The organism is Rheinheimera sp. 1928-s (assembly GCF_029269265.1).
Classification (GTDB): Bacteria; Pseudomonadota; Gammaproteobacteria; order Enterobacterales; family Alteromonadaceae; genus Pararheinheimera.
Genome location: NZ_JARIXP010000005.1, coordinates 371,860 through 394,230 on the forward strand (window position 1 = coordinate 371,860; position 22,371 = coordinate 394,230).

Here is a 22,371-nt window from a genome sequence, read left to right on the forward strand (position 1 = left end):
TTTTTCTGACAGGTGATCTTATGTCTGCTCCTTATCTTGCTGTTGATTTTGGTACATCCAACTGTGCCGCTGGTTTTATGCTGGAGCAACAGCCGCATTTATTAGCTTTGGAGCAGGATGGCAGCCGGTATTTAAGCTCGGCTTTGTATATTGAACGCCAGCGTGACCCCGAAGATGAAGATGCCTACCTGTCAGCCAGTCTGACCCGTTTATTAGCGCAAAAAAGCACAGTGCTTGTAGGTAAAGCGGCGCACGAACGCTACAGTATGGATCCCTTAGGTGGTGTGTTTATTCGCTCACCTAAGTCGATGCTGGGCAGCCGTTTAACGCCCGCTCAAACTGAAATTTATACTCAGGTCGCCACTTTATTGTTAGGCCGGATTAAACAAGGCGCCGAGCAAAAATTAGGTCATCAGGTAGAGCGCGTGCTGATTGGCCGCCCTATCCATTTTCAGGGTATAGATTTAGCTTTGGGCGATGAACGTGCTTTGGCCATTTTAAACCAAGCCGCAAGCCGGGTTGGTTTTAAAGAAGTCGATTTTGCCTATGAGCCGGTCGCAGCGGCTATTGAGTACGAGCGGTATTTAACCCGGGAGCAACTGGTGCTGGTGGTGGATATTGGTGGCGGTACCAGCGATATCAGCTTGATTCGTCTGGGGCCAACACACAGCCAGAAATTTGATCGCAGCAGCGATTTACTGGGCCACAGCGGTAAACGTATTGGTGGTGTGGATATGGATATCAAACTAACCATTTACGGCTTAATGAAACTTTTTGGCCGTCAGAGTCTGGCGCTGGATGGCAAACCTCTGCCTGGCGCCTTGTTTAGCGATGCAGTAAATATTATCGACATTCATGCGCAGGAGCGGTTTTACGCTGAAAAAACCTATGATGAGCTGTTGGATTTAAAAGATTTGGCGGCTGAACCACAACTGTTAAGCCGCTTTGTGCAGGTGTATCAGCAGCACTTAAGTTATTACCTGAATCAAAAAGCTGAGCAAGCCAAAATCGGACTGACTGAACATGCCGCAGTGGATGTGGTGCTGGAACGTATTGAGCAAAACCTGGTGCAAAACCTGTCGCAGCAACAACTGATGGATGCTTTATATCAGGAGTTATCTGGTATCAGTAAGCTTATTCAGCAGTGTTTACAGAGTGCTGGCGTAAAACCTGACAGTATTTTTGTCACAGGGGGCGCTTCTGCAGTGCCTGGCGTGCAACAAATGCTGCAGCAGTTATTGCCTGATGTACCTGTGATCCGCGGTGATCAGTTTGGCTCTGTCGCTATGGGCTTAAGTAAACTGGCGTCTCTTCGTTTTGGTTAAAAATGGGGTCAGATCACATTATTTGCCCAACAAATAATGTGATCTGACCCCATTTTTACTCTCAATTCACTAAACTGCACAAAAAAACAACAATAGCGCTGGTCGCACTGGCGCTTTCCCGTTACAATGCGCGGCTTTTTGCGTGGGCCAATTGGGGTTCGCGCTTTTATTTGAGAAATTTAATGTCATTTTCTGCTTTGGGTTTAAACCCTGCTTTGGTTGAGGCCGTACATCAGGCCGGTTATACCCAACCTACCCCTATTCAACAACAGGCCATTCCTGCTGTGTTACAGCGCCGTGATCTGTTGGCTGCCGCTCAAACCGGCACTGGCAAAACAGCCAGCTTTGTATTACCTATATTACAAATTTTATCAGCACAGCCCATCCAGAAACCTCGTCCGGTCAAAGCGCTGATTTTAACGCCAACCCGTGAACTGGCGGCGCAGATTGAAGAACAAATTCAAAAGTACGGTAAAGAGTTAAGCCCTAAATTAAAACACCATGTCGTCTTTGGTGGCGTTAGCATTAACCCACAAATGATGGCATTACGGGGTGGCGTGGATATTTTAACCGCGACTCCTGGCCGTTTATTGGATCTGTTAAGCCAAAACGCCTTAAAACTGGACCAGGTGCAAATGCTGGTTCTGGATGAAGCCGACCGTATGCTGGATATGGGTTTTATCCGTGATTTGAAAAAAATTCTGGCCTTGCTGCCAAAGGTTCGTCAAAACTTGTTGTTTTCGGCAACTTTCAGTAATGAAATTAAAGGCTTAACTCAGGGTTTACTGCAAAATCCGCTGATGATCCAGGTCACACCGGAAAATACCACAGTTGAGAAAATTGAACAGCAGGTGTACTTGCTGGGTAAAGGCCAGAAAACTGCGGCTTTATGTCAGTTAATCACTGAAAACAAATGGCAACAGGTGCTGGTATTTATGCCAACCAAACACGAAGCCAACCGTTTAAGCGAACAGCTGACCTTTGCTGGTATACCTTCTGCAGCTTTGCATGGTAATAAAAGCCAGAATGCCCGCACTAAAGCCTTGGCTGACTTTAAAGCCAACGAGCTACAAGTGTTAGTGGCCACTGACGTTGCTGCCCGTGGTATTGATATTTCTCAACTGCCTTATGTGGTGAACTTTGCGTTACCACGTTCACCAGCAGATTACGTACACCGTATAGGTCGTACTGGTCGTGCCGGTAAATCTGGTTTAGCCGTCTCTTTTGTCGCACCTGATGAAGTGCCACAGTTAAGACAGGTTGAGCGTTTGATTGGTATGAAACTGCCAAGCCAAAGCATGAATCCGGATCCATTACCGGATGCGGTCACTGCTATTGCGAAAGCACCTCGCCCTCCTCGTCCTGTGCGTAAGCCACAAGGTGAAAGTGCGAGCAGCAATAAACCACGAGCCAATGGCGGACAAAAACCAGCCTCAGGTCAAAAGCCAGGTCAGAGCCAAGGTCAAAAAACAGCTCAAGCGCCAAAGCCGCCACGCCGTTTTGAAGCACCAAAAACACCTGGTATTCAGACACAAGCAGCCGGTCATATGGCCACACCTGCGGCTGAACATAACAACGGCAACGGTCAACGTCGTCGTTTTAAACCTAAGCCTAAAGCCACAACAGCGGCTTAAGTGATTTAGGTATATCAGGTAAAAGGCGGATGAAAATTCGTTTAGCTAAATACCTGGCCGACCATGGCCTTTGTTCAAGACGAGCCGCATCAAGGCTGATTGACGAAGGCCGGGTTTTGGTAAATCACCGCCCCGCTAATCATATTGACCATGTCGATGCTGACGACCTTATTCTGGTCGATGAGCAACCTTTTGCTGCCATCACTGAAAAACATTATCTGTTGTACCACAAGCCTGTGGGCATAGACTGTAACCTCAATCCTGAAAAAGCCGACAGCCTGTATCATCTGCTGCAACAATTCCCTATGCGGTTGTTTCCGGTCGGACGACTGGATAAAGACTCCTGTGGTTTAGTGCTGCTAACCAATGATGGCGAACTGGCACAACGTTTATTACACCCCGATTTTTATCATGAAAAAACCTATCAGGTGACCGTAGATAAAACACTGACAACACAGACTTTAGAGCAATTGGCATCCGGTGTCAGTTGGACTGTCGGCACTCATAGCTATCAATCCCGCCCTTGTCAGGTGACCCAACTTAGCGCTGATAGCTTTGAAATTGTGCTGACCCAGGGCTTAAACCGGCAAATCCGCTATATGTGCCGTACGCAAGGCTTTAAAGTGCTGCAACTCAAACGTATTCAACTGGCGGAGTTTAACCTCGCCGATTTAGCTGAAGGTTGTTTTCAAACCGTCAGCCTGAGCGCCGACTAAAGCGGGTTATCAAACTCCATTTTGTGTTGTAGAGTAAGTTTTTGAAAAAATGACTGAAAAAGGAGACAAAATGAAGAACTTAACACTCTGGATCTTTACCGCTTTCTGCTGCGTTGCTTTACCCTCAATAGCCTCGGAGCCTGCAACACTGCAAGGCAGCTGGACACTCAAATCTGCGGTTTACACCAAAGCAGATGGCACTGTGATCACCCTGTCAGGTGACGATTTGAAGTCCGTCAAAATCTTATCTAAAGAACACTTTAGTTTTGTCACAGTCAATAAAGACGGCAGTTTCAGCAGTGCCTTAACAGGCACTTACCAGTTGAAAGGCAATGACTATCACGAAACTCCACAAACAGGTTCAGTCGCCACCATGCTAAATAAAACCTATGAATTTAAAGCTAAAGTTGAAGGCGATCTCTGGCATCACAGTGGTATGGAAGATGGAATGAAAATTGAGGAGGTCTGGCAAAGACTGGATTAGCCTGGAAGAGACTGGAAGAGACTAGAAGAGACTGGATTAATCCAGTCTTACCAAAGCAGAGAAATCAAGCTGCTGCCACTGTGCATCTTGATGGGTCACCAACATAAAACCTGCCGGATAATTCTGCAAAAAGCTTTGCAGCATAGCCAAAGCCTGAAAATCCAGGTGATTATCCGGCTCATCCAGCAGCAAAAAAGGCGCATATGGCTGCAACGCCAAAATCATAAACAACAACTTCATCCGCTCTCCGCCGCTGAGCTGCTGCGTAGGTAAAGTAAGGCGCTGTGCACCAAGTCCTATACCAGACAAACAAGTTCGGATCTGCGACTCCTGCTGCGACATCGTAAGAGCTCTGATGGCCTCTACAGCGCCTGGGAAATCATCCAGCAAAGACAAATACTGATCCAGATACCACAACCGTTGTTTCACCTGCACTACACCCTGTGTTGGCTGAATAAAACCCGCCAGTACTTTCAGTAAGGTCGACTTACCACTGCCATTGCCTCCAGTGACAAGGCAGCGCTGCTGCACATCAAGCTGGAAAGATAAAGGCGCTTTTGAACCATAAGGTAAAACCAGACCGTCACAATAAAGCACAGTACCGCTACAAACTTTTGCTGCAGCAACAGCTGGCAGTTTTGGCAAGTCGCGGTAATCCAGTTGTCGTTGCAGCTGCTGGCGCCTGGCACTTAACTCCTGCTGCTGAGCCTGCACCTGAAGTTGCAAACGACCATGACTTTGTTCAGCCTGCTGAGCTTTTCTGCCCAGTAAAATTGGCGCCTGATTGGTATGGGTTTTATTCTTTTTAGCCTGCTGATGTTTTTGCTGTTGTTGTTCAAGCAATAGCTGTTGCTGCTGTCGCTGACGGCTTTGTTGTTTTTTTAACTTGTCATTTTGCTGTTGCAACTGCTGCTGTTGTTTCTGGCTCTGATGCAAAAAGTCCTGGTAGTTGCCCTGATATTTCTCCAGCCCTAAAGGCGATAACTGGTAAATACAATCTACAGTCGACAATAACGCCACATCATGGCTCACCAGCAAATATCCTGCCTGATACTGCTTTAGTTGCTGTTGAAGCCATAAACGAGCGGGTTGATCCAGATGATTTGATACTTCATCAAGCAATAAAAACTGCTTTGTTGCAAAAGCCTTCGCCAGACGCAGCTTCATCAACTGACCTCCACTTAAAGCACAAAGTAGCAAAGCAGGATCTGTGGGCAGATTTAAATCGAGCAACCACTGCGTAAGCTCAGCTTTCGCTAACCAGCGATCGCCAATGCTATCAAAATCAGTTTGGTCCAGACTGCCAGCTTCCACTCGCTCTAAAGCGTCAAACAAAGCATCTAACCCCAGATAACAGCTGATGCTTTGATTAAGCTCCGGCTCCAGCTGTGACAGGTAATAAAATGGCTGTTGCCAAAGCAGTTCACCGCTGTAAGCCAAGTCGGTTTCCTGCCCTGCTAAACAGCGTAAAAATAAGGATTTACCACAGCCATTTAACCCGACCAAAGCCTGAGCTTTGGGCTGAAGTTGCAGATCGATAGCTGGGTGTAAAAACTCCAAGCCCGGATAGGTCCATTGAAATTGGCGACATAATAAAACGGCAGATAATTCAGACATACAGACTCCTGAAATACAGGACGACTGTGTTCACAGACAAAAAGAAAAAAGCGATCAATACCTGTTAAACAACAGCATTCCTGATGATTTGCAAAATAACGACTACAAATTTTCGGGAATTTAGTTGTTCATTTCAGCGGTACTCGAAGTGGAAGTAGCGTTATGCTAACAAGCAAAACAAAGTGGACGCAAGTTATTTCACGGTGCTTTTGATGCACAGTGCTTTAGCCACAGACTTAAAACTAAGGTCAGCATAAACATCAGTAAGGAACCTGACACTACCCCATTCCAGCCCCACTGCTGCCAAAAGGGTGACAGATACAAGCCACCAGTGCTAGCACCCAGATAATAAAACACCAGATACAAAGCACTGGCACTGGCTTTGGCTTTCACCGCCTGTTGATTGACCCAGCTGCTGGCCAGCGAATGGCAAAGAAAAAAGCCAAAGGCACTGATAAAAAATCCAAACACAATCAAAGGCAAGGCATTAAAAACTGTCAGCACTGTGCCCAGCATCATAATGGCAATCCCCAGCGCCATCCCCAAAGCAGGATGAATTCGCTGCCCCACTTTGCCGGATAAAGCAGAACCTACAGTGCCGGTTAAATAGGTAATAAATAGCAAACCTATCCAACCGCTTGATAACAAATAGGGCGCATCAGACAAGCGGAAAGCGACAAAAGTGTACTGATTTAAAAAGATAAAAAAGTTAAGGCCACCAATCAGATAGGTCAGCAACAAAGTTTTCTGACGCAAATGAAACCAGTTATCCGACATGGCTTGTTTGAGCTGAAACGGCTGCTTTTGAAAATAGGCGGATTTAGGTAAATAACGCCAGACCAGATAAGTACAAAGCACACTGCCCAACCCCATAGGCCAGAATACCCATTGCCAGTGATTCATTTCCGCAAACCAGCCTGACAATAAACGCCCGCTAATACCGCCCAACGAATTGGCACTGATGTAATAGCCGACAGCCACCACCATGGCCATTTTACTGAACTCTTCGCCCATATAAGCAATAGCAATAGCGGGTAGTCCACCTAAACAAAAACCCTGCAAAGCACGCAGCACTAAAAGTGACTGATAAGACTCTACTTGAGTCAGCGCCAGCGTACTGAGCGCCATGCCGCCCAGGCTCCAGAGTAATAAAGTACGCCGCCCATAAGAATCCGACAAAGCCCCATACACTAATAAAGACAAGCCTAACGCCAGTGTACCTATGGCGTAGCTCCAGCTGGTTTGCAGTGGGGTCAGTTGAAATTCGCGGCTTAACAAAGGCAACAAAGGCTGCAGCATATGCAGGTTGGCAAACACAAATACAGCGGCCAGACAAAGCGCAAAACTGGCGGCATAAAAAGCGGGTGTGTTTTTTTCAATCATATGGGCAATCATCAACACAACTGAGCCCAAAATTCAGGCTCACAAAAGATGGCTCAGTATACAGCTCTTCCTATTACTTTTACTTTGTTTTAATTCAAGAAAGATGGCTTAAAGCTGTTCTGATAGCAGGGCTGTAGATCAAGGTCAGAGCTTAAGCTCTGACCCATCTTCTGCGACTTTGACCTTAGTCACCAGCAACTGGTCAATTTTGTAGCTATCGATATCGACCACTTCAAACTTGTAGCCCTGAAAGATCACAAAGTCGGTGCGTTTCGGAATTTTACGCAGCATATACATCATAAAACCGGCAATAGTTTCGTAGTTTTCGTCATCCGGAAAGCTGTCGATATCAAAGACCCGCATCACATCATCCAGTGGCGTTAACCCCTCAACCAGCCAGGACGCTTCATCACGCTGTACTATTTGTTCTTCATCCGAATTGACCAGCTCACCCATCACAATGCTCATCACATCTTTCAGCGTGACCATACCTACAGTTAAGGCGTATTCGTTCAGCACTACGGCAAAGTCGATACCGCTGGATTTAAAATGCGCCAGCACTTCGTACAACGATAAGGAATCCGGCACTATTAAAGGCGTATGGATCATGCCTTCCTTGAGTAAGTTAATAGGCTGCTGATGTAACACCTGCATCAGAATATCGCGGCTGTCAACATAGCCCACTACTTTATCCAGGCTGTCATCACAGACAATAAATTTGGCGTGGGGATGTTCGGCAATTTTGTTTTTAATGCTGTCTGCTGTTTCTTTTAAATTGAAGTAAATTAAGCTTTCGCGTGCTGTCATCGCTGAGGTGACAGTGCGGGAGTCCATATCAAACACATTTTCCAGCAAGGTACGTTCCTGCTGCTGCAATACGCCCGCCTGAGCGCCTTCATCCATCATGGCCACTATATCTTCTGGTGTAATTTGATCGATACGCTGCATCGGTACGTTAAAGAGTTTAAATACCAGATTGGCTAAGCTGTTAAAAAACCAGACCAGAGGTTTAAAAATAACCAGCATCAGTAATACAAGATTCACCACTGAAATGGCGACTTTTTCCGGCGATAACATCGCCAGCCGCTTTGGCATTAAATCGGCAAACAGAATAAATAATGCAGTAACAAAAAACACCGACAAACCAAAAGCTATACCTTCGTTGGCGGGGCTTTCAAAAAATAAATTCAGGAAACTTAGGATATAAGGGGTAAACGCAGCCTCACCTAAAATGCCACCTAATATAGCCACCGCATTTAAGCCAATCTGGGCTATGGTGAAAAAGCTACCGGGGTTGGATTGCAACTGCAATACCAGAGCAGCGCGGGGTTCACCGTCCGACGCCAGTTGTTTTAAACGAATTTTGCGTGAAGCAGCTAAAGCTATTTCGGACATGGAAAAGAAGGCACTGGCACTGATCAGTAACAACATAATCAGTAAATTTTCTAGCAGGGACATAAAATCACTCTTTGTTTCAACTGGCTTTACACTATCGAAAAGCCATCAGGTTTTAATGAAAATCACTATACCGCTTGTCAGTATACGACTTAAACTGTGTTTTCCCAGCATAAGCCTTTAAAAAATGTTTAAATTTGAACCAGTTACCCTATGTCAGATTTAGTACCACGCATCCAGCACGCTTATTTTCGTAACGGCCCGGAGCATAGATCCGGCGCCGACGTCAGCTTTTTGGACATCGTAAAAATTTTTGGTTTCCAAAGTATTAAAATCGGCCGCTGGGTCACGGCAGCCGAACAACAATTGGCTGCTAACCTGTTTTTTGACGCCTTATCCGACCTGATGCTGCTGTTACAGGTGCCAGAGCAAGTGATTTCACTGAATCAAAGCCTGAGCCTGAATTTTGGCATTGGCGGTCAGCAAGGCAGCTGCGCTTTTTATCAGCCGCAAGGGCGTTTACTGGCTTTGGCTAAAAACGCCGGGGGTGGCAGTTTGGCGCATGAGTGGTTCCATGCCTTTGACCATTATATTTGCAGCAAATTATTCAGCGACGAGCTTCCGTCTTCGGCTTTTGCCAGCTCGAGCTGGCTAACAAATGCGGCTGTCGCCCCTCACCCATTGAATCAGTATCTGGATCACAGTTTTGCCACGCTGTTTTTATCCGCCGACTGCGCTGAATCAAACAGCTATGTCAAAACCTCCGCCGCTTTTGATCAAAGCCATGGCATTTATTATTACGCCAAACCGGAGGAACTGGCAGCACGGGCTTTTGAACATATGCTGCAACAACAATCATTGAAAAATAGTTTTCTGGTCAGCGGCACCTTAAAAAGCAAAGCGGCTAAAGCGGGCTTATACCCAAACTCCGCTTTGTCCGCACTATTAGCCCAACACTGGCTTGGCTATTTTTCTTTGCTCGGCCGCGCACTGCGTTAAGTTCTGTTGTCCGTAAAAGCCATGGCACAAAAATTGAAGAGCATCCTGTACTCAGCAAATACTGACAGTATTTTGACCAAAGGAGCGTAACGATGAGCACAACATGGCGCACAGAGCAACTACGTCGTTTGAATCAGACAATGAAAGCCATAGAGATATTGGCTGAACATCCTGATTTAACGGTAATTTATCAAGGAAAAGCCTGGAGCTATCGTGATTTACTTGAGCTATCTGTCAGAATATTCAGGCTGGCCAGACAAGAAGGTTTTGATGTGCAGGCCTTTGAATTATGGTTTGCTAAAGATGCGGAACTATTTGCACATTATGGTCTGGAATGGCGGGTAGGTTGAAGCTGTTTAGCGACGAAGATCAGCAAGCCAATTGCTGGCCTGCTGATCATCATTACACAAACAGCCAGACAGAATCCTTATTGATCATTCTTCTCTGCAATTTTCTGCAGGTTTTCATGGATCTTAAATAAAACAATAAGCAGCTCGCACCAAATACGGGCACCAACAGCCCCCCCAATCAAAATACCTAATCCAGCCAGAAACCCACCACCATAATCGGAAAACATTGCGCCTAAACCACTGAATACAGCAACAGCCAATAAGATCCAATACACCACAGTAATAATTTTTGGCGTTAACATGGCGTCAAAGAAGAATATGTTTTTCATTATGAAGTCCTTTTATTCATATGTTATCCCGGAATTCCTGCGGCCATTGCTCAAGCAACATCGGGATCAGATGTCAGTTCCGAATGAACTAACTTGTTTTAAAGTAATAAAAAAGCTGATTTATTTCAATGGCGTTGTTGGGCAGATGTTTGGATAAGGGCTCAGCACAAACCAGATGCCCTACAGCGATGTTAAGTGAATAAACACGACTCAAAATATTGTATCATCGCTCCTTTAAAGCATTATTTAACTCTACAAGTGAACCGTCTCAATGTGGCTGAATGAACAGCAAATCACCAGTACTGCGATCCGCGCTTATCGAAAGACTTTATTGCACTCCAGTCCCAATCATATCGTGATTGATCATTTATTTGATCACAACAAACTCGCTGAAGTAATTCATGTTTTGCAGCAAGAACAGCATTGGAAAACCCAAAAACATAGCTACTCTGCTTTATATGTGAATGATGAAAAATGGCAAAAAACTCCCGACACCCAACGTTTTGTGCAGAGAGATCTTTGGGACCGCTCCGCGCTTTCTGCTGACGAAAGTCCTTCATCAGCTATAGCTCATCAGTTTTTGTCATATATACGTGGCGATGAATTTATGTCTTTGTTATCACGTATCTTTCGTGTGCAGATAACAGATATAAACGTAGCGAAACCAGAGATTAATACTAATTATTTTCGCTTAAGTGCCAACGATTTTGTCAATCAACACGCGGATGATTCACCGGGCAGAGAAATTTGTATGCTGCTTTATTTAAATAAAGACTGGCAGCACGATCAGGGTGGTGAACTGGTGTTTATGGGGAAGGATGATACACCCGTGACTATAGCGCCTTTATACAACCGCTGCGTGTTGTTTGATCCGTCATCAGAGGGCTCTGAGCACTGGGTAAAGGCCGTGACTAGTGAAGGTGCCACTGCGTATCGCTATAACGTGACTAGTTGGTATTGGTCTGAGTGATGATTTTGGTTAAACAAAGGAGGTCGAACCCAATCCTCGCTCTCCGGTTTAAATGAAAAAGCCCCGAACTTTCGTTCGTGACAGCAGCACCTCGGGATTATTCCGGGCATCCTGCCCTCCACCCCTTCGGGGCCGCGCTAAAGCGCGTTCCGGTTTGCTCCCGGCAAACCGGTCGAACTAAGGGTTCGAACCAAATCCTCGCTCTCCGGGTTAAATGAAAAAGGCCCACGCTTTTGGCGTGGGCCTTTTTCATTTAATCTGGCGGAGAGAGAGGGATTCGAACCCTCGTTAGGGATTAACCTAAACACACTTTCCAGGCGTGCGCCTTCAGCCACTCAGCCATCTCTCCGGGGCTTGCTACAGCAAGCGCGGCTATCCTATTGAAAATCACCGCGCCGTGCAACAGTTAAATACATAAGCCTGTTTTTTTGCTGGAATTTTCAGCAACTATGACCAACGAAACCTTAGGCGTTGCCTTTTACCGGCATTTGCGCTGATTTTGCAAAGTTCAGCATTCGATCCAGCGGGATCAACGCCTGCTCGCGTAAATCGGCATCAACAAAAATTTCGTGGCCTTCAGATTGCAGCAGAGCGTCCTCAATCGCCTTCAGACCGTTCATCGCCATCCACGGGCAATGAGCGCAGCTGCGGCATGTTGCGCCGTTACCGCCCGTTGGGGCTTCGATAAAGGTCTTATCTGGCATAGCCTGTTGCATCTTATAGAAAATGCCCCTGTCTGTTGCCACGATAAAGGTGTCATTTGGCATAGTCTGGCTGGCTTTGATCAACTGACTGGTCGAGCCTACTGCATCGGCCAAATCAACCACGTTGGCAGGTGATTCAGGGTGAACCAGCACAGCTGCGTTTGGATATTGCTTCTTAAGCTCCACCAGCGCTTTGGCTTTAAACTCATCATGCACAATACAGGCGCCCTGCCACAACAGCATGTCGGCTCCGGTTTGTTTTTGTACATAAGCACCAAGGTGACGATCAGGGCCCCACAGGATCTTTTTACCTTCGCTGTCTAAGTGCTCTACCACATCCAGGGCGATAGACGAGGTCACCACCCAATCAGCGCGGGCTTTTACCGCAGCGGAGGTATTGGCGTAGACCACGACAACACGGTCAGGGTGCTCGTCGCAAAAGGCGCTGAAGGCATCAGCGGGGCAACCTAAGTCCAACGAGCAAGTAGCATCGAGCGTCGGCATTAGTACAGTCTTTTCCGGGTTCAGAATTTTGGCGGTTTCACCCATAAACTTCACACCGGCCACTATGAGCGTTTTAGCTGAATGCTTATTGCCAAAACGTGCCATCTCCAGCGAGTCAGACACACAACCGCCCGTCTCTTCAGCGAGCGCTTGAATTTCAGGGTCTGTGTAATAGTGTGCAACTAATACAGCATCACGTTGCTGTAATAAAAGCTTGATACGTTCCTTGTAGGCAGCTTTTTGATCCGCATTTAACGGCAAAGGTTTTTTCGGGAATACAAAGTCAAGTTCGTTGAAGTGCAGTGCTTGATCCATAACGGCCACCCGGTTTTAAAAAGTGCGGCATTATACACAATAATGATAGTAGGAAACACAAAGAAGGCGATGATTGCATGGTGGGTCATGATGGATTCGAACCATCGACCAACGGATTAAAAGTCCGCTGCTCTACCAGCTGAGCTAATGACCCATGCAAGGAGAATCGAGAAAGTGGTGGGTCATGATGGATTCGAACCATCGACCAACGGATTAAAAGTCCGCTGCTCTACCAGCTGAGCTAATGACCCAAACAAGGGTATCGAAGTGGTGGGTCATGATGAATTCGAATCATCGACCAACGGATTAAAAGTCCGCTGCTCTACCAGCTGAGCTAATGACCCAGTTCGATACAAAAGTTTGCGCGGGAGTGGTGGGTCATGATGAATTCGAATCATCGACCAACGGATTAAAAGTCCGCTGCTCTACCAGCTGAGCTAATGACCCCTGCCGCGGACGCATATCTTACTTATTTAAATTTCCAGTGCAACCAAAAATTACCAGAAAGGCCATTTTCTTTGTTCAACTGCTTAAAATGCCAGCACAAAGCCAACACAAAGCCAACACAAAGAGAGTGGTCTGGTGAAAATAGAAACAGCGGTATTATTTATATACAGCAAAACTCCCGCTATTCGATCACTACTGTGACGGCCAACTTTTATGTTTTGTGACATTCGTTAGTTACTTTTTACCAAAACAGAACTTCTGTGCCTGACTTTTTCAGCACCTTTGATTTCAGTATAAATAAAAAACCCCGGCACTCTGGCCAGGGTCTTCATTCAGAATTGCAATTCGCTTAGAGAGTCTCTAGCTTCGCCTTGGCTGCTTTTGCAGGTTTAGACTGAGGGTATTTGCTGACTAAAAGCTGATAAAACTGCTTGGCAGCAGCAACATCACCTTCTCGTTCGGCCAGTTGACCCAATTTAGCTAAAGAATCTGCTGCTTTAGCAGACTGCGGATACTGTGCCACCACACGTTCAAACTGGGCTTTGGCTTTCAACAGTTCGTTTTTAGTGAAAAACAACTGGCCTAACCAATAGTAAGAATTAGGAGCATAGCTGGAATCCGGGTAGGAGCGGACGAAATTCTCAAATGCAGGGATAGCTGCATCGTAGGCGCGATCTTTCAGCACCAGATTCACCGCACTTTCATAAGCATCACTTTCCGACGGGCTGCTCGACGCTGCAGCACTGTCTGTGGTTTCAGCAGTCTGGGTCTCACCACCATTCACTAAAGCAGCAGGGTTACCTATAGGCACCTGTTCAGTTGGTGTTGTTGGGGTGCTTGGCTGTGTCGGAGTGGCTGAAGTTGAACCAGAAGTGGCACTTGTGCCCAATCTTCGGTCAATTTCCTGATAAATATTGCGTTGTTGCTGCAATATTTCTTCTAATTTGTAGGAATGCATTTCAGTCACGCCACGCAATTCAGACACTTCGTCTAATAAAGCGGACACTTGCTGCTGCATCGCAACCTGAGCATTGGCTCTGGCCTCAACAATACGTTCCAGCGCAGCTATACGGTCAGCCGTGGAAGCGTATTTTGGAGTCTGGATAGCGCCACCGCCAGCGCGGGACAGATCGGCTACAGGAGCCGGATCTGCCCACGAGGCAATGCTGATAACAGAAAGCGCAGTAACTAAATATTTTTTCACTGCTTTGCTTCGTATCAGTTATTAGTAAACTAAAACAGCGCGACGGTTTTTAGAGAACGCGCTTTCGTCGTTACCTTCAACAGCTGGTTTCTCTTCACCGTAGCTAACTACTGACATCTGGCCAGCAGAAACGCCCAGGTTAGCTAAGTATTGAGTCACAGACTGACCACGACGCTCACCTAATGCGATGTTGTACTCTGGAGTACCACGAGCATCAGTGTGACCTTCAACAGTTACAGTGATGTTTGTGCGAGCGCGTAAGAATGCAGCGTGAGCTTCCAGAACAGAAGCGAATTCTGAACGGATTTCAGACTTGTCGAAGTCGAAGTAAATAGTGTTGTCTTGACGCAGAGCTTCTAATTGCTGACGCAGCAATTCTTCAGCTGACAGGCCTTGTTCAACTACTTGGTTTGTAGTTACACCAGTGTTTGCATCAGTAGCAGCTACTTCATCAGTTGAGCTACAAGCAGCTAAAGTTAACACTGGCACCGCAACTAACAAGCCTTTTAAAACTTTGTTTAAGTTCATAATTGTTGTCCTTAGTAAATCAATTAACCAAATTTTCGTTTTTTATAAAAATGGTGACCATGCCGGAGATTTAACTCTGCCGTTTGCCGCCGGTAACCGTGCTTTAAAGCGCCCATCCATGGATACCAGTGCCAGTACTTGTGACGAACCGTACAAAGTACTATAAATTATCATTGAGCCATTTGGCGCAATGCTTGGTGACTCGTCCAGATAAGTGCGAGTCAACACTTGCATATAGCGACTCTCGACATCCATGCGGGCGATATTATACTGGCCATTTGTTCTATTGACCATAACAATACCACGCCCATCTGGTGTATAAGAGGCAGCTAAATTCATTTCTCCTTCAAATGTTACCCTTTCAGTAACACCAGAAGCTACATTTACACTGTAAATCTGTGGATTACCACCACGTTCTGAACTAAAAATAATTTTAGAACCATCTGGTGACCATGACGGTTCAGTATCAATACGTCTGTGATTCGTCAGTTTAGTCAGCGCTTTTGTCGCAATATCCATCACATAAACTTCAGCATTGCCATCTTTTGACAATACCATGGCCATCTTACGACCATCCGGAGACCATTTAGGTGCGCCGTTGATACCTTTAAAACTGGTTAATATACTGCGACGGCCAGTGTAGATATCTTGAATATAAATTTGTGACTGACGTTTCTCGAATGTCACATAAGCCAATTTAGTGCCATCAGGTGACCAGGCCGGAGACATTAAAGGCTCTTTTGCTCTTAATAAAACCTGCTCGTTTTCACCATCGTAATCTGCTACAACTAATTGATATCTAAAGTCTGCTTTGTCACGTACTAACACATAGGCTATTTTAGTTAAAAAAGCACCACGTTCACCAGTTAATTTTTCATAGACGATGTCACTGATGCGGTGAGCATATTGTCTGAACTGATCACCACTGATGGTAGTTTCGCGCGCATCCAGCACATGAGTCAGACCTGTCGTCAGTTGACCACCGATAATGGCTGAAGACGAACCACCACCTGAAGCCCCTTTAAATACGTCAACTAATTCAAAACGCACAGCGTATCTGTTAATTCCTACTTCGCGGATAGTGCCTGTAACTACAGCTTCAACACCTTGTTTCATCCAGCGCTGGTAATCAATCTCTTTGCTGTTGGTCGGCTGCTGCGGCATACGGGTTACTGCGATAGGGTTAAACTTACCGCTACGCATTAAGTCTGCAGACACAATATCAGCAATACGTTGATTTGGCAGTGTAGTGCCTTCAAATTTAAATGGCACTATCGCAACAGGGCGGGCACTGTCCACACCATCTGTGATGACAATTTCTAAACTGGCATACGATTTTGCACTTAGCACCAGCGCAAACGCCACCAGGCTTTTTCCTATCAACTTCAGCATATTGTTATCTCAGTTCCGGTTGTAAAATAGTCGTGATGTCTTTTAATGCGTCATATACATCAGGATCTGGCGACATTGGGAAGTTGCCCGCCTTTTGTATTGCACGCATCGCCGATTCACAAAGCGCTCTGTCTCCACCTAAGATGGTGCTGGCGGTAACAAAACCATTGCTGGCCAAACGTATATTTACCCGACACTCTTTGCCACGCATTGTATCGTCTACAAACCAATTTTGTTGGATTTTCGCAACAATCATCGCCAAGTAGCGTTGCTTCTCGGTCAGGATCTGACCCGCTTTCGCTGCACGGCGTGCTTGTGCTTCTTCTTCCAACTGCTCAGCTAACATTTCTTCCGCAGCTTCACGCTCACGTTTTTCTTGTTCGGCTTTGGCTTTTTCAGCTTTTTCTTTGGCTGCTTTTTCTTTAGCTGCCTTTTCTTTGGCTGCTTGCTCTTTTTTCTTCTTCTCTATTTCCTGCTGCTTTTTCTTCTCGTCATCTTTCTTTTTCTTCTCAGCAGCAAGTTTTTGTTGTTTCTCTTTTTCTACAGCCTGTTTTTTCTTTTCTTCAACAGCTTTTTTTTCTGCTATTTCAGCCTGCTTTTTCTCTTGTTCCTGTTTTTTCAAACGCTGCTCTTCAAGACGTTTATCACGCTCTTCCTGCTGCTTTTTCTTTTCCAGATCTTTTATACGCTTTTCCTCAGCCTTTTTTTTCTGCTGATTTTTTTCCTTCATGTCATCGAACTGCGACTGATCAACGACAGTTGCATTCAAAGGCGCACTCAAATCTCCTGGCATTGGTATCACTAAAACTTCTTTGCTTTTAAAGAAGTTAAAATTCGCAAATAAAAGCACAACAACCAAAAGGTGCAAACCACCCGAGATGATCAGCGACTTCTTAAACGCTGGTTCCATCTTAGTTTTGCTCCACATCGTCAGTCATTAAACCAACGGAAGGAGCACCGGCATCTTTCAGCAGGTTCAGTAACTGGATAATGGCTGAATAGTTAACGCGACCATCCCCTTTAATAATCACTTGGGTGCCAGGCTCTAACTGCAGAGTGCCCGCCACTTCCAATTGCATTTCCTGAGCGTTAAATGGTCCTTTATTGACACCATCTTTCTCAAAATAATACAAACCACCTTCATCTACTGTTGCCACAAGCGGGGTTTTACCGTCTTTCATTTGCTCTATAGGCTCAGCATCTGATTTAGGTAATTCCACTTTGACACCTTGCGTAATGATAGGCGTCGTCACCATAAAAATGATCAACAGCACCAACATCACGTCGATGTAGGGAACTACGTTGATCTCTGCCACCATACGGCGTTTTTTACGGACGTACATTAGTTGTTTTCTCCGTTGGCCATTGCCTGACGGTGCAGAATGTTGGCGAACTCTTCAACAAAGTTTGCGTACGCACTTTCTAGCATTTCCACTTTATGAGAAAACTTGTTGTAAGCAATTACAGCCGGGATAGCGGCAAATAAGCCTATAGCTGTTGCGATCAACGCTTCAGCTATACCTGGAGCAACCATAGCCAATGTGGCTTGTTGTACAGCACCTAAAGCGATAAAGGAGTTCATGATACCCCAGACGGTGCCAAACAAGCCGATGTAAGGGCTGATTGACCCCACAGTAGCCAAAAATGGTAAATGCATTTCCAGACGCTCTACTTCACGCGACAAACCAACACGCATAGCGCGTTGAGTGCCCTCCATCACAGCACCGGATTGACGGCTGTTTTTATGTAAACGGGCAAACTCTTTAAAGCCTGCTTTAAACAGAGCTTCCACACCGTTCACTGTGACTTTAGCGCTGACTTCATTGTACAGTTTGGATAAGTCGATACCTGACCAAAACTTGTCTTCAAATTGTTTTGTCTCTTCAACTGCAATACTCAGAGCTTTGTTGCGTTGAATGATCATCGCCCACGACATCACAGACATGCCCACCAACAGCAACATAACCAGCTGCACTACTACACTAGCGTGAAGAATTAGATCAATAACTGATAGTCCGCCTGTCACCTGATAACACCCCTAAAACGTCGCGAGGTATTGCACTCGCTTTCATTAATGATAGTTTTACGCAAGCAATACTAACCTGCGCTGAACAAAGCAATTCTGCATCTGCGTTGTAGATTTCCTGCCAAAATACCAAACTGGCCCTTTTTAACTGTCTAATCTCACTTTTTACTAACAGAAGCTGATTAAACCTGCCTGGTTTGTGGTTGTCCATCTGCACGCTTTTCACAACAAAACCAATGTCCTGACTAAGCAAGAGGTCTTGTTCTATTCCTAAACTTCTAAGCCATTCTGTTCTGGCTCTTTCAAAGAATTTCAGATAGTTAGCATAATATACTACGCCACCCGCATCGGTGTCTTCGTAATATACTCTGACCGGAAACTCGAACACCTCAAGCATCATACTGTTTTGCCATCCAAATTGGTCGCTATGATATTGGAGGCCACTGCCGAACTCAACAGGGCGACCCTTACCGGAGTTAAAAATATTTTACTTTTACAGCCATTTTGACTGATTAAAAAAACTCTGGGTCTTATATTCATAAAAAGTTTCATCTTCACGGCAGAAGGGGAAAAAATAGCGACTAATGACCATTTTACTCAGTCAGATAAATTTTGCTCAAAAAATAGTAATTCGGAGCAAACATTCACCCCGTTCAGCGCCCCTTAATTTTCAAGGCCTGGCGATATAGCGACCACAAAATGAGATTAAAATTCACACAAAACCACTATTTATTCAGATTAAAAAAAGTAATTCGAAATCTCAATTTTTCTAGTTTGAAGTAAATGCACTAACTCCCTAAAATGCCCCGGTGTTCTGAGCTAGCGCAAAAGTTTCGGCCCTTGTGCCCCAACTTTAGTGATGAATACTGGTGATGTGATTATCTGTTCGAAGATGGTCATGTTGCTTCTCAACATGTTCCCTGGATTTTGAAGATTTACTTCAACTTGTTGCATTCGCCCGCTAATTTAGCGGGCTTTTTTTTTCGGTAAAATCCAAAGTCTAAGTCTGCCAGCAGACTTCCCCACTGGCAGCAAGCCAAGGTATCGTTAATTCGACTCTGGTAAATCAAAACCAAAATGTTTATAGGCTGCTGGTGAGACGATGCGGCCTCGTGGTGTGCGCTGGATAAAACCTTGTTGGATTAAAAAAGGTTCTATTACATCTTCGATGGTTTCTTTCTCTTCACCTATAGCGGCAGCCAGGTTATCCAGTCCGACAGGACCGCCACCGAACTTTTCGATAATACTCAGCATTAACTTTCTGTCCATATAGTCAAAACCACTGGCGTCGACATCCACCATATGTAAAGCGGCTGAGGCAATTTCAACAGGTACCAAACCACTGGACTTCACCTGTGCATAATCACGCACCCGTCTTAAAAGACGGTTAGCAATACGAGGTGTACCACGGGAACGTCGGGCAATTTCTGTTGCTGCAGGCAGTTCCAGCTCTAAATTCAGATAGTGCGCTGAGCGTAAAATAATTTGTGCCAGTTCATCAACTTTATAAAACTCCAGTCGTTGCACTATGCCAAAGCGGTCACGTAGTGGCGAAGTTAAAGCGCCAGCTCTGGTGGTTGCGCCTATTAAGGTGAAAGGCGGTAACTCCAGCTTGATAGAACGGGCAGCAGGCCCCTCGCCTATCATAATATCCAGCTGATAGTCTTCCATCGCCGGGTATAAAATCTCTTCCACTACAGGGCTTAAGCGGTGAATTTCATCAATAAAAAGTACATCGTTGGGTTCGAGGTTGGTTAGAAGCGCCGCTAAATCACCGGCTTTTTCAAGCACAGGACCTGAGGTGTTTTTAATATTCACACCCATTTCATTGGCAACCACCATCGCAAGGGTGGTTTTACCTAAACCCGGCGGACCAAAAATGAGCAGATGATCCAAAGGCTCACCACGACCGCGGGCCGCTTCAATAAAAATAGCCATTTGCTCTTTCACATGACTCTGGCCTGTGTAATCGGCCAGTGATTTTGGCCGAATGGCGCGGTCAATCAGCTCATCTTCGCGACTGGCTTTGGTATCGATCAGACGATCGGCTTCTATCATGAGTTTTCCCGGTTAAATCTGTTTTAAATGTGGGCTAAATCTGGTTTAAATCATACTGCGCAGAGCGAGTTTGATCAGCTGTTCGCTGCTCATATCGGCCTGCTTAATTTTTTGTACTGCTTTGCTGGCTTGCAACTGACTATACCCCAAAGCTACCAATGCACTGATCGCATCCTGCTCTGCACTTTCAACCAGTTCAAACGAATCGACTTCATCGCCGGCAAGCACTAAATGGTCAGTGACAGGAGTGCTGATATTCAAGCCCCAGTCTTTTAAGCGATCACGCATTTCAATCAATAAACGCTCTGCGGTTTTTTTACCAACGCCGGGTAACTTCACCAGGGTGCTGATATCGTCGTGTTGTACACAACGGACAAACTGCTGGGCTGAAAGGCCGGATAAGATAGTAAGAGCTAACTTCGGTCCTATGCCATTGGCTTTTATCAGTTGACGAAATAAAGCACGTTCTGTGCTGGTGTGAAAACCATAGAGAAGTTGTGCATCTTCACGCACCACAAAGTGGGTGTAGATCACGGCTTCTTTGCCAACTTCCGGCAATTTATAAAAGCTGGTTAAAGGCAGTTGCACTTCGTAACCCACACCTGCCACATCAATGAGTAAATCCGGCGCCTGCTTTTCTAAAATAACACCACGTAATAATCCAATCACAGTCAAAAGCTCCGGTATTCAGAAAAAATCAGCGCAGGCGACCACGCACTGTTTTGGTGGCCTGCCCTGCCATATGCAATAAACTTTGGTGAGTATGCCCGTGACACATAGCCACAGCAAGAGCGTCGGCAGCATCAGCTTGTGGATTGCCGGGTAATTTCAGTAAGGTGCGGATCATATGCTGCACCTGAGTTTTATCCGCAGCACCAGTACCGACTACAGCTTGTTTGACCTGACGGGCTGAGTATTCAAAGACTTCAAGACCCGCATTTTTTGCAGCCACTATAGCGGCACCACGAGCTTGCCCGAGTTTTAAAGCCGAGTCAGGATTGCGCGCCATAAACACCTGCTCTATCGCAAATACATCAGGCTGGGTTTGCTGAATAATTTCACTGACACCATCAAAAATTTGTTTCAACCGATCAGGAATATCGTTTAGCGTTAAACGAATACAACCACTGGCAATGTACTCAAATTTCTGACCTGTCTGGCGCACAACCCCGTAACCTGTTAAACGGCTGCCGGGGTCAATGCCAAGGATGATAGCCATTAAGGCACTAACGCCATCACGTCTTCCGCAATCTCTGCATTGTGGTAGACGTTTTGCACATCGTCGAAGTCTTCAAGCATGTCAATGAGCTTAAAAAACTTCAGTACATGCTCTGCATCCACTTCAGCTTTGACGGAAGGTACCATGGTAATTTCAGCGTCATCCGCCACTAACTTAGCGGCCTCCAAGGCTTCACATACATCGTTAAAGCTGTCAGGGCTAGTGATCACTTCAATACTGCCATCCTCGTGACTAACCACATCTTCAGCGCCCGCCTCTAATGCGATGTCCAGCACCTGATCTTCCGACAAACCCGGTGCAAAAGAGATAATGCCTTTTTTACTGAATAAATAGCTGACAGAACCTGCTGTGCCCATATTGCCGTATTTGGTAAAAGCACTGCGCACATCAGCTACAGTGCGTTTATGGTTATCGGTCAGGGTTTCCACCACTATAGCCACACCACAAGGGCCATAACCTTCGTACACCAGCTCTTCGTAATTACTGCCATCCTGCTCACCAGCGCCCCGTTTAATAGCTCTGTCTATTGCATCACGGGTCATATTATTCAGCAGTGCTTTGGCGACAGCAGTACGTAAACGTGGATTAGCATCCACATCGGCACTGATGCGGGCAGACACAGTCAGCTCACGAATAAGTTTGGTGAAAATCTTGACCCGCTTGGCATCCTGACGAGCCTTGCGGTGCTTCATGTTAGCCCATTTACTATGACCAGCCATGTGCATCAAACTCCATTGTAATTATAAAAGTG

Annotated in this window: 23 protein-coding genes and 5 tRNA genes; 7 read left to right on the forward strand and 21 right to left on the reverse strand. The window is 45.8% G+C overall.

Annotation, left to right across the window (positions count from 1 at the left end; all coding sequences use genetic code 11):
• Positions 1-20: 20 nt before the first annotated feature.
• From yegD to P3C17_RS14685, 4 genes are all read left to right on the forward strand, one after another.
• Positions 21-1,325, forward strand: coding sequence for a molecular chaperone (gene yegD / locus P3C17_RS14670; protein ID WP_300930135.1), 1,305 nt, complete (start codon positions 21-23; stop codon positions 1,323-1,325).
• 182 nt (positions 1,326-1,507) lie between these two features.
• The gene (locus P3C17_RS14675) at positions 1,508-2,959 is read left to right on the forward strand and encodes a DEAD/DEAH box helicase (RefSeq protein ID WP_300930136.1); all 1,452 of its coding nucleotides are present in this window, start codon (positions 1,508-1,510) and stop codon (positions 2,957-2,959) included.
• Between the two features lie 29 nt (positions 2,960-2,988).
• The gene (locus tag P3C17_RS14680; RefSeq protein ID WP_300930137.1) at positions 2,989-3,675 is read left to right on the forward strand and encodes a pseudouridine synthase; all 687 of its coding nucleotides are present in this window, start codon (positions 2,989-2,991) and stop codon (positions 3,673-3,675) included.
• Between the two features lie 70 nt (positions 3,676-3,745).
• A complete protein-coding gene (locus tag P3C17_RS14685; protein ID WP_300930138.1) occupies positions 3,746-4,159 on the forward strand; it encodes a hypothetical protein in 414 nt (137 codons plus the stop codon).
• 36 nt (positions 4,160-4,195) lie between these two features.
• Here P3C17_RS14685 and P3C17_RS14690 read toward each other — a convergent pair whose 3' ends face one another.
• The 3 genes from P3C17_RS14690 to P3C17_RS14700 all read right to left on the reverse strand — a co-directional run bounded on the left by P3C17_RS14690 (position 4,196) and on the right by P3C17_RS14700 (position 8,617).
• Complete coding sequence (locus P3C17_RS14690) at positions 4,196-5,776, reverse strand: ATP-binding cassette domain-containing protein (RefSeq protein ID WP_300930139.1); 1,581 nt, start codon at positions 5,774-5,776, stop codon at positions 4,196-4,198.
• Positions 5,777-5,974: 198 nt separating this feature from the next.
• Complete coding sequence (locus tag P3C17_RS14695) at positions 5,975-7,159, reverse strand: MFS transporter (RefSeq protein WP_300930140.1); 1,185 nt, start codon at positions 7,157-7,159, stop codon at positions 5,975-5,977.
• 144 nt (positions 7,160-7,303) lie between these two features.
• Complete coding sequence (locus tag P3C17_RS14700; protein WP_300930141.1) at positions 7,304-8,617, reverse strand: hemolysin family protein; 1,314 nt, start codon at positions 8,615-8,617, stop codon at positions 7,304-7,306.
• 150 nt (positions 8,618-8,767) lie between these two features.
• On the opposite strand from P3C17_RS14700, the gene P3C17_RS14705 reads away from it, so the two are divergent.
• Both P3C17_RS14705 and P3C17_RS14710 read left to right on the forward strand, forming a co-directional pair.
• The gene (locus tag P3C17_RS14705; RefSeq protein WP_300930142.1) at positions 8,768-9,553 is read left to right on the forward strand and encodes a CLCA_X family protein; all 786 of its coding nucleotides are present in this window, start codon (positions 8,768-8,770) and stop codon (positions 9,551-9,553) included.
• 92 nt (positions 9,554-9,645) lie between these two features.
• Positions 9,646-9,903 (forward strand): hypothetical protein, encoded by a 258-nt coding sequence (locus P3C17_RS14710; RefSeq protein ID WP_300930143.1) that lies wholly within the window; start codon positions 9,646-9,648, stop codon positions 9,901-9,903.
• 77 nt (positions 9,904-9,980) lie between these two features.
• Here the strand turns inward: P3C17_RS14710 and P3C17_RS14715 are convergent, their stop codons facing one another.
• Positions 9,981-10,232: a DUF4282 domain-containing protein gene (locus P3C17_RS14715; RefSeq protein WP_300930144.1), complete on the reverse strand. Its 252-nt coding sequence runs from the start codon at positions 10,230-10,232 to the stop codon at positions 9,981-9,983.
• 271 nt (positions 10,233-10,503) lie between these two features.
• On the opposite strand from P3C17_RS14715, the gene P3C17_RS14720 reads away from it, so the two are divergent.
• Positions 10,504-11,202 (forward strand): 2OG-Fe(II) oxygenase, encoded by a 699-nt coding sequence (locus P3C17_RS14720; protein ID WP_300930145.1) that lies wholly within the window; start codon positions 10,504-10,506, stop codon positions 11,200-11,202.
• Between the two features lie 259 nt (positions 11,203-11,461).
• Here the strand turns inward: P3C17_RS14720 and P3C17_RS14725 are convergent.
• The 17 genes from P3C17_RS14725 to P3C17_RS14805 all read right to left on the reverse strand — a co-directional run bounded on the left by P3C17_RS14725 (position 11,462) and on the right by P3C17_RS14805 (position 22,339).
• Positions 11,462-11,551 (reverse strand) — tRNA-Ser (locus P3C17_RS14725).
• A gap of 115 nt (positions 11,552-11,666) precedes the next feature.
• Complete coding sequence (gene nadA, locus P3C17_RS14730; protein ID WP_300930146.1) at positions 11,667-12,725, reverse strand: quinolinate synthase NadA; 1,059 nt, start codon at positions 12,723-12,725, stop codon at positions 11,667-11,669.
• 78 nt (positions 12,726-12,803) lie between these two features.
• A tRNA-Lys gene (locus P3C17_RS14735) sits at positions 12,804-12,879 on the reverse strand.
• Between the two features lie 21 nt (positions 12,880-12,900).
• Positions 12,901-12,976 (reverse strand) — tRNA-Lys (locus P3C17_RS14740).
• Positions 12,977-12,993: 17 nt separating this feature from the next.
• Positions 12,994-13,069 (reverse strand) — tRNA-Lys (locus tag P3C17_RS14745).
• A gap of 27 nt (positions 13,070-13,096) precedes the next feature.
• Positions 13,097-13,172: transfer RNA gene (locus tag P3C17_RS14750), tRNA-Lys, on the reverse strand.
• 349 nt (positions 13,173-13,521) lie between these two features.
• Positions 13,522-14,376, reverse strand: coding sequence for a tol-pal system protein YbgF (ybgF, locus tag P3C17_RS14755; protein WP_300930147.1), 855 nt, complete (start codon positions 14,374-14,376; stop codon positions 13,522-13,524).
• Positions 14,377-14,397: 21 nt separating this feature from the next.
• The gene (gene pal / locus P3C17_RS14760) at positions 14,398-14,904 is read right to left on the reverse strand and encodes a peptidoglycan-associated lipoprotein Pal (protein WP_300930148.1); all 507 of its coding nucleotides are present in this window, start codon (positions 14,902-14,904) and stop codon (positions 14,398-14,400) included.
• Between the two features lie 42 nt (positions 14,905-14,946).
• Positions 14,947-16,296 carry a Tol-Pal system beta propeller repeat protein TolB gene (gene tolB / locus P3C17_RS14765; RefSeq protein WP_300930149.1) on the reverse strand — a complete coding sequence of 450 codons (1,350 nt, stop codon included), beginning with the start codon at positions 16,294-16,296 and terminating at the stop codon, positions 14,947-14,949.
• A gap of 4 nt (positions 16,297-16,300) precedes the next feature.
• A complete protein-coding gene (gene tolA, locus P3C17_RS14770) occupies positions 16,301-17,206 on the reverse strand; it encodes a cell envelope integrity protein TolA (RefSeq protein ID WP_233080053.1) in 906 nt (301 codons plus the stop codon).
• A gap of 1 nt (position 17,207) precedes the next feature.
• Entirely contained in the window at positions 17,208-17,639 is a 432-nt protein-coding gene (tolR, locus tag P3C17_RS14775; protein ID WP_008899232.1) for a protein TolR, read from the reverse strand.
• Positions 17,639-18,322 (reverse strand): protein TolQ, encoded by a 684-nt coding sequence (tolQ, locus tag P3C17_RS14780; RefSeq protein ID WP_233080054.1) that lies wholly within the window; start codon positions 18,320-18,322, stop codon positions 17,639-17,641. The genes tolR and tolQ overlap by 1 nt, the downstream gene beginning before the upstream one ends.
• Positions 18,297-18,722 carry a tol-pal system-associated acyl-CoA thioesterase gene (gene ybgC / locus P3C17_RS14785; RefSeq protein WP_300930150.1) on the reverse strand — a complete coding sequence of 142 codons (426 nt, stop codon included), beginning with the start codon at positions 18,720-18,722 and terminating at the stop codon, positions 18,297-18,299. The genes tolQ and ybgC overlap by 26 nt, the downstream gene beginning before the upstream one ends.
• Positions 18,723-19,369: 647 nt before the next feature.
• Positions 19,370-20,380 (reverse strand): Holliday junction branch migration DNA helicase RuvB, encoded by a 1,011-nt coding sequence (gene ruvB / locus P3C17_RS14790; RefSeq protein WP_233009493.1) that lies wholly within the window; start codon positions 20,378-20,380, stop codon positions 19,370-19,372.
• Between the two features lie 45 nt (positions 20,381-20,425).
• Positions 20,426-21,049: a Holliday junction branch migration protein RuvA gene (ruvA, locus tag P3C17_RS14795; RefSeq protein WP_127024496.1), complete on the reverse strand. Its 624-nt coding sequence runs from the start codon at positions 21,047-21,049 to the stop codon at positions 20,426-20,428.
• A 28-nt stretch (positions 21,050-21,077) separates the two neighbouring features.
• Positions 21,078-21,599: a crossover junction endodeoxyribonuclease RuvC gene (gene ruvC, locus P3C17_RS14800; RefSeq protein ID WP_046520634.1), complete on the reverse strand. Its 522-nt coding sequence runs from the start codon at positions 21,597-21,599 to the stop codon at positions 21,078-21,080.
• Complete coding sequence (locus P3C17_RS14805; RefSeq protein ID WP_300930151.1) at positions 21,599-22,339, reverse strand: YebC/PmpR family DNA-binding transcriptional regulator; 741 nt, start codon at positions 22,337-22,339, stop codon at positions 21,599-21,601. The genes ruvC and P3C17_RS14805 overlap by 1 nt, the downstream gene beginning before the upstream one ends.
• Between the last annotated feature and the right edge of the window lie 32 nt (positions 22,340-22,371).

Bases quoted from the DNA above. Each gene is read 5' to 3' on its own strand.
- tolR (WP_008899232.1), bottom strand. From the start codon at position 17,639: ATGTACGTCCGTAAAAAACGCCGTATGGTGGCAGAGATCAACGTAGTT.
- P3C17_RS14690 (WP_300930139.1), bottom strand. From the start codon at position 5,776: ATGTCTGAATTATCTGCCGTTTTATTATGTCGCCAATTTCAATGGACC.
- P3C17_RS14680 (WP_300930137.1), top strand. From the start codon at position 2,989: ATGAAAATTCGTTTAGCTAAATACCTGGCCGACCATGGCCTTTGTTCA.
- P3C17_RS14705 (WP_300930142.1), top strand. From the start codon at position 8,768: ATGTCAGATTTAGTACCACGCATCCAGCACGCTTATTTTCGTAACGGC.
- tolA (WP_233080053.1), bottom strand. From the start codon at position 17,206: ATGGAACCAGCGTTTAAGAAGTCGCTGATCATCTCGGGTGGTTTGCAC.
- P3C17_RS14715 (WP_300930144.1), bottom strand. From the start codon at position 10,232: ATGAAAAACATATTCTTCTTTGACGCCATGTTAACGCCAAAAATTATT.
- ruvC (WP_046520634.1), bottom strand. From the start codon at position 21,599: ATGGCTATCATCCTTGGCATTGACCCCGGCAGCCGTTTAACAGGTTAC.
- ybgC (WP_300930150.1), bottom strand. From the start codon at position 18,722: ATGATGCTTGAGGTGTTCGAGTTTCCGGTCAGAGTATATTACGAAGAC.
- pal (WP_300930148.1), bottom strand. From the start codon at position 14,904: ATGAACTTAAACAAAGTTTTAAAAGGCTTGTTAGTTGCGGTGCCAGTG.
- P3C17_RS14695 (WP_300930140.1), bottom strand. From the start codon at position 7,159: ATGATTGAAAAAAACACACCCGCTTTTTATGCCGCCAGTTTTGCGCTT.
- P3C17_RS14685 (WP_300930138.1), top strand. From the start codon at position 3,746: ATGAAGAACTTAACACTCTGGATCTTTACCGCTTTCTGCTGCGTTGCT.
- ruvB (WP_233009493.1), bottom strand. From the start codon at position 20,380: ATGATAGAAGCCGATCGTCTGATCGATACCAAAGCCAGTCGCGAAGAT.
- P3C17_RS14675 (WP_300930136.1), top strand. From the start codon at position 1,508: ATGTCATTTTCTGCTTTGGGTTTAAACCCTGCTTTGGTTGAGGCCGTA.
- tolB (WP_300930149.1), bottom strand. From the start codon at position 16,296: ATGCTGAAGTTGATAGGAAAAAGCCTGGTGGCGTTTGCGCTGGTGCTA.
- P3C17_RS14805 (WP_300930151.1), bottom strand. From the start codon at position 22,339: ATGGCTGGTCATAGTAAATGGGCTAACATGAAGCACCGCAAGGCTCGT.
- nadA (WP_300930146.1), bottom strand. From the start codon at position 12,725: ATGGATCAAGCACTGCACTTCAACGAACTTGACTTTGTATTCCCGAAA.
- P3C17_RS14720 (WP_300930145.1), top strand. From the start codon at position 10,504: ATGTGGCTGAATGAACAGCAAATCACCAGTACTGCGATCCGCGCTTAT.
- yegD (WP_300930135.1), top strand. From the start codon at position 21: ATGTCTGCTCCTTATCTTGCTGTTGATTTTGGTACATCCAACTGTGCC.
- P3C17_RS14700 (WP_300930141.1), bottom strand. From the start codon at position 8,617: ATGTCCCTGCTAGAAAATTTACTGATTATGTTGTTACTGATCAGTGCC.
- P3C17_RS14710 (WP_300930143.1), top strand. From the start codon at position 9,646: ATGAGCACAACATGGCGCACAGAGCAACTACGTCGTTTGAATCAGACA.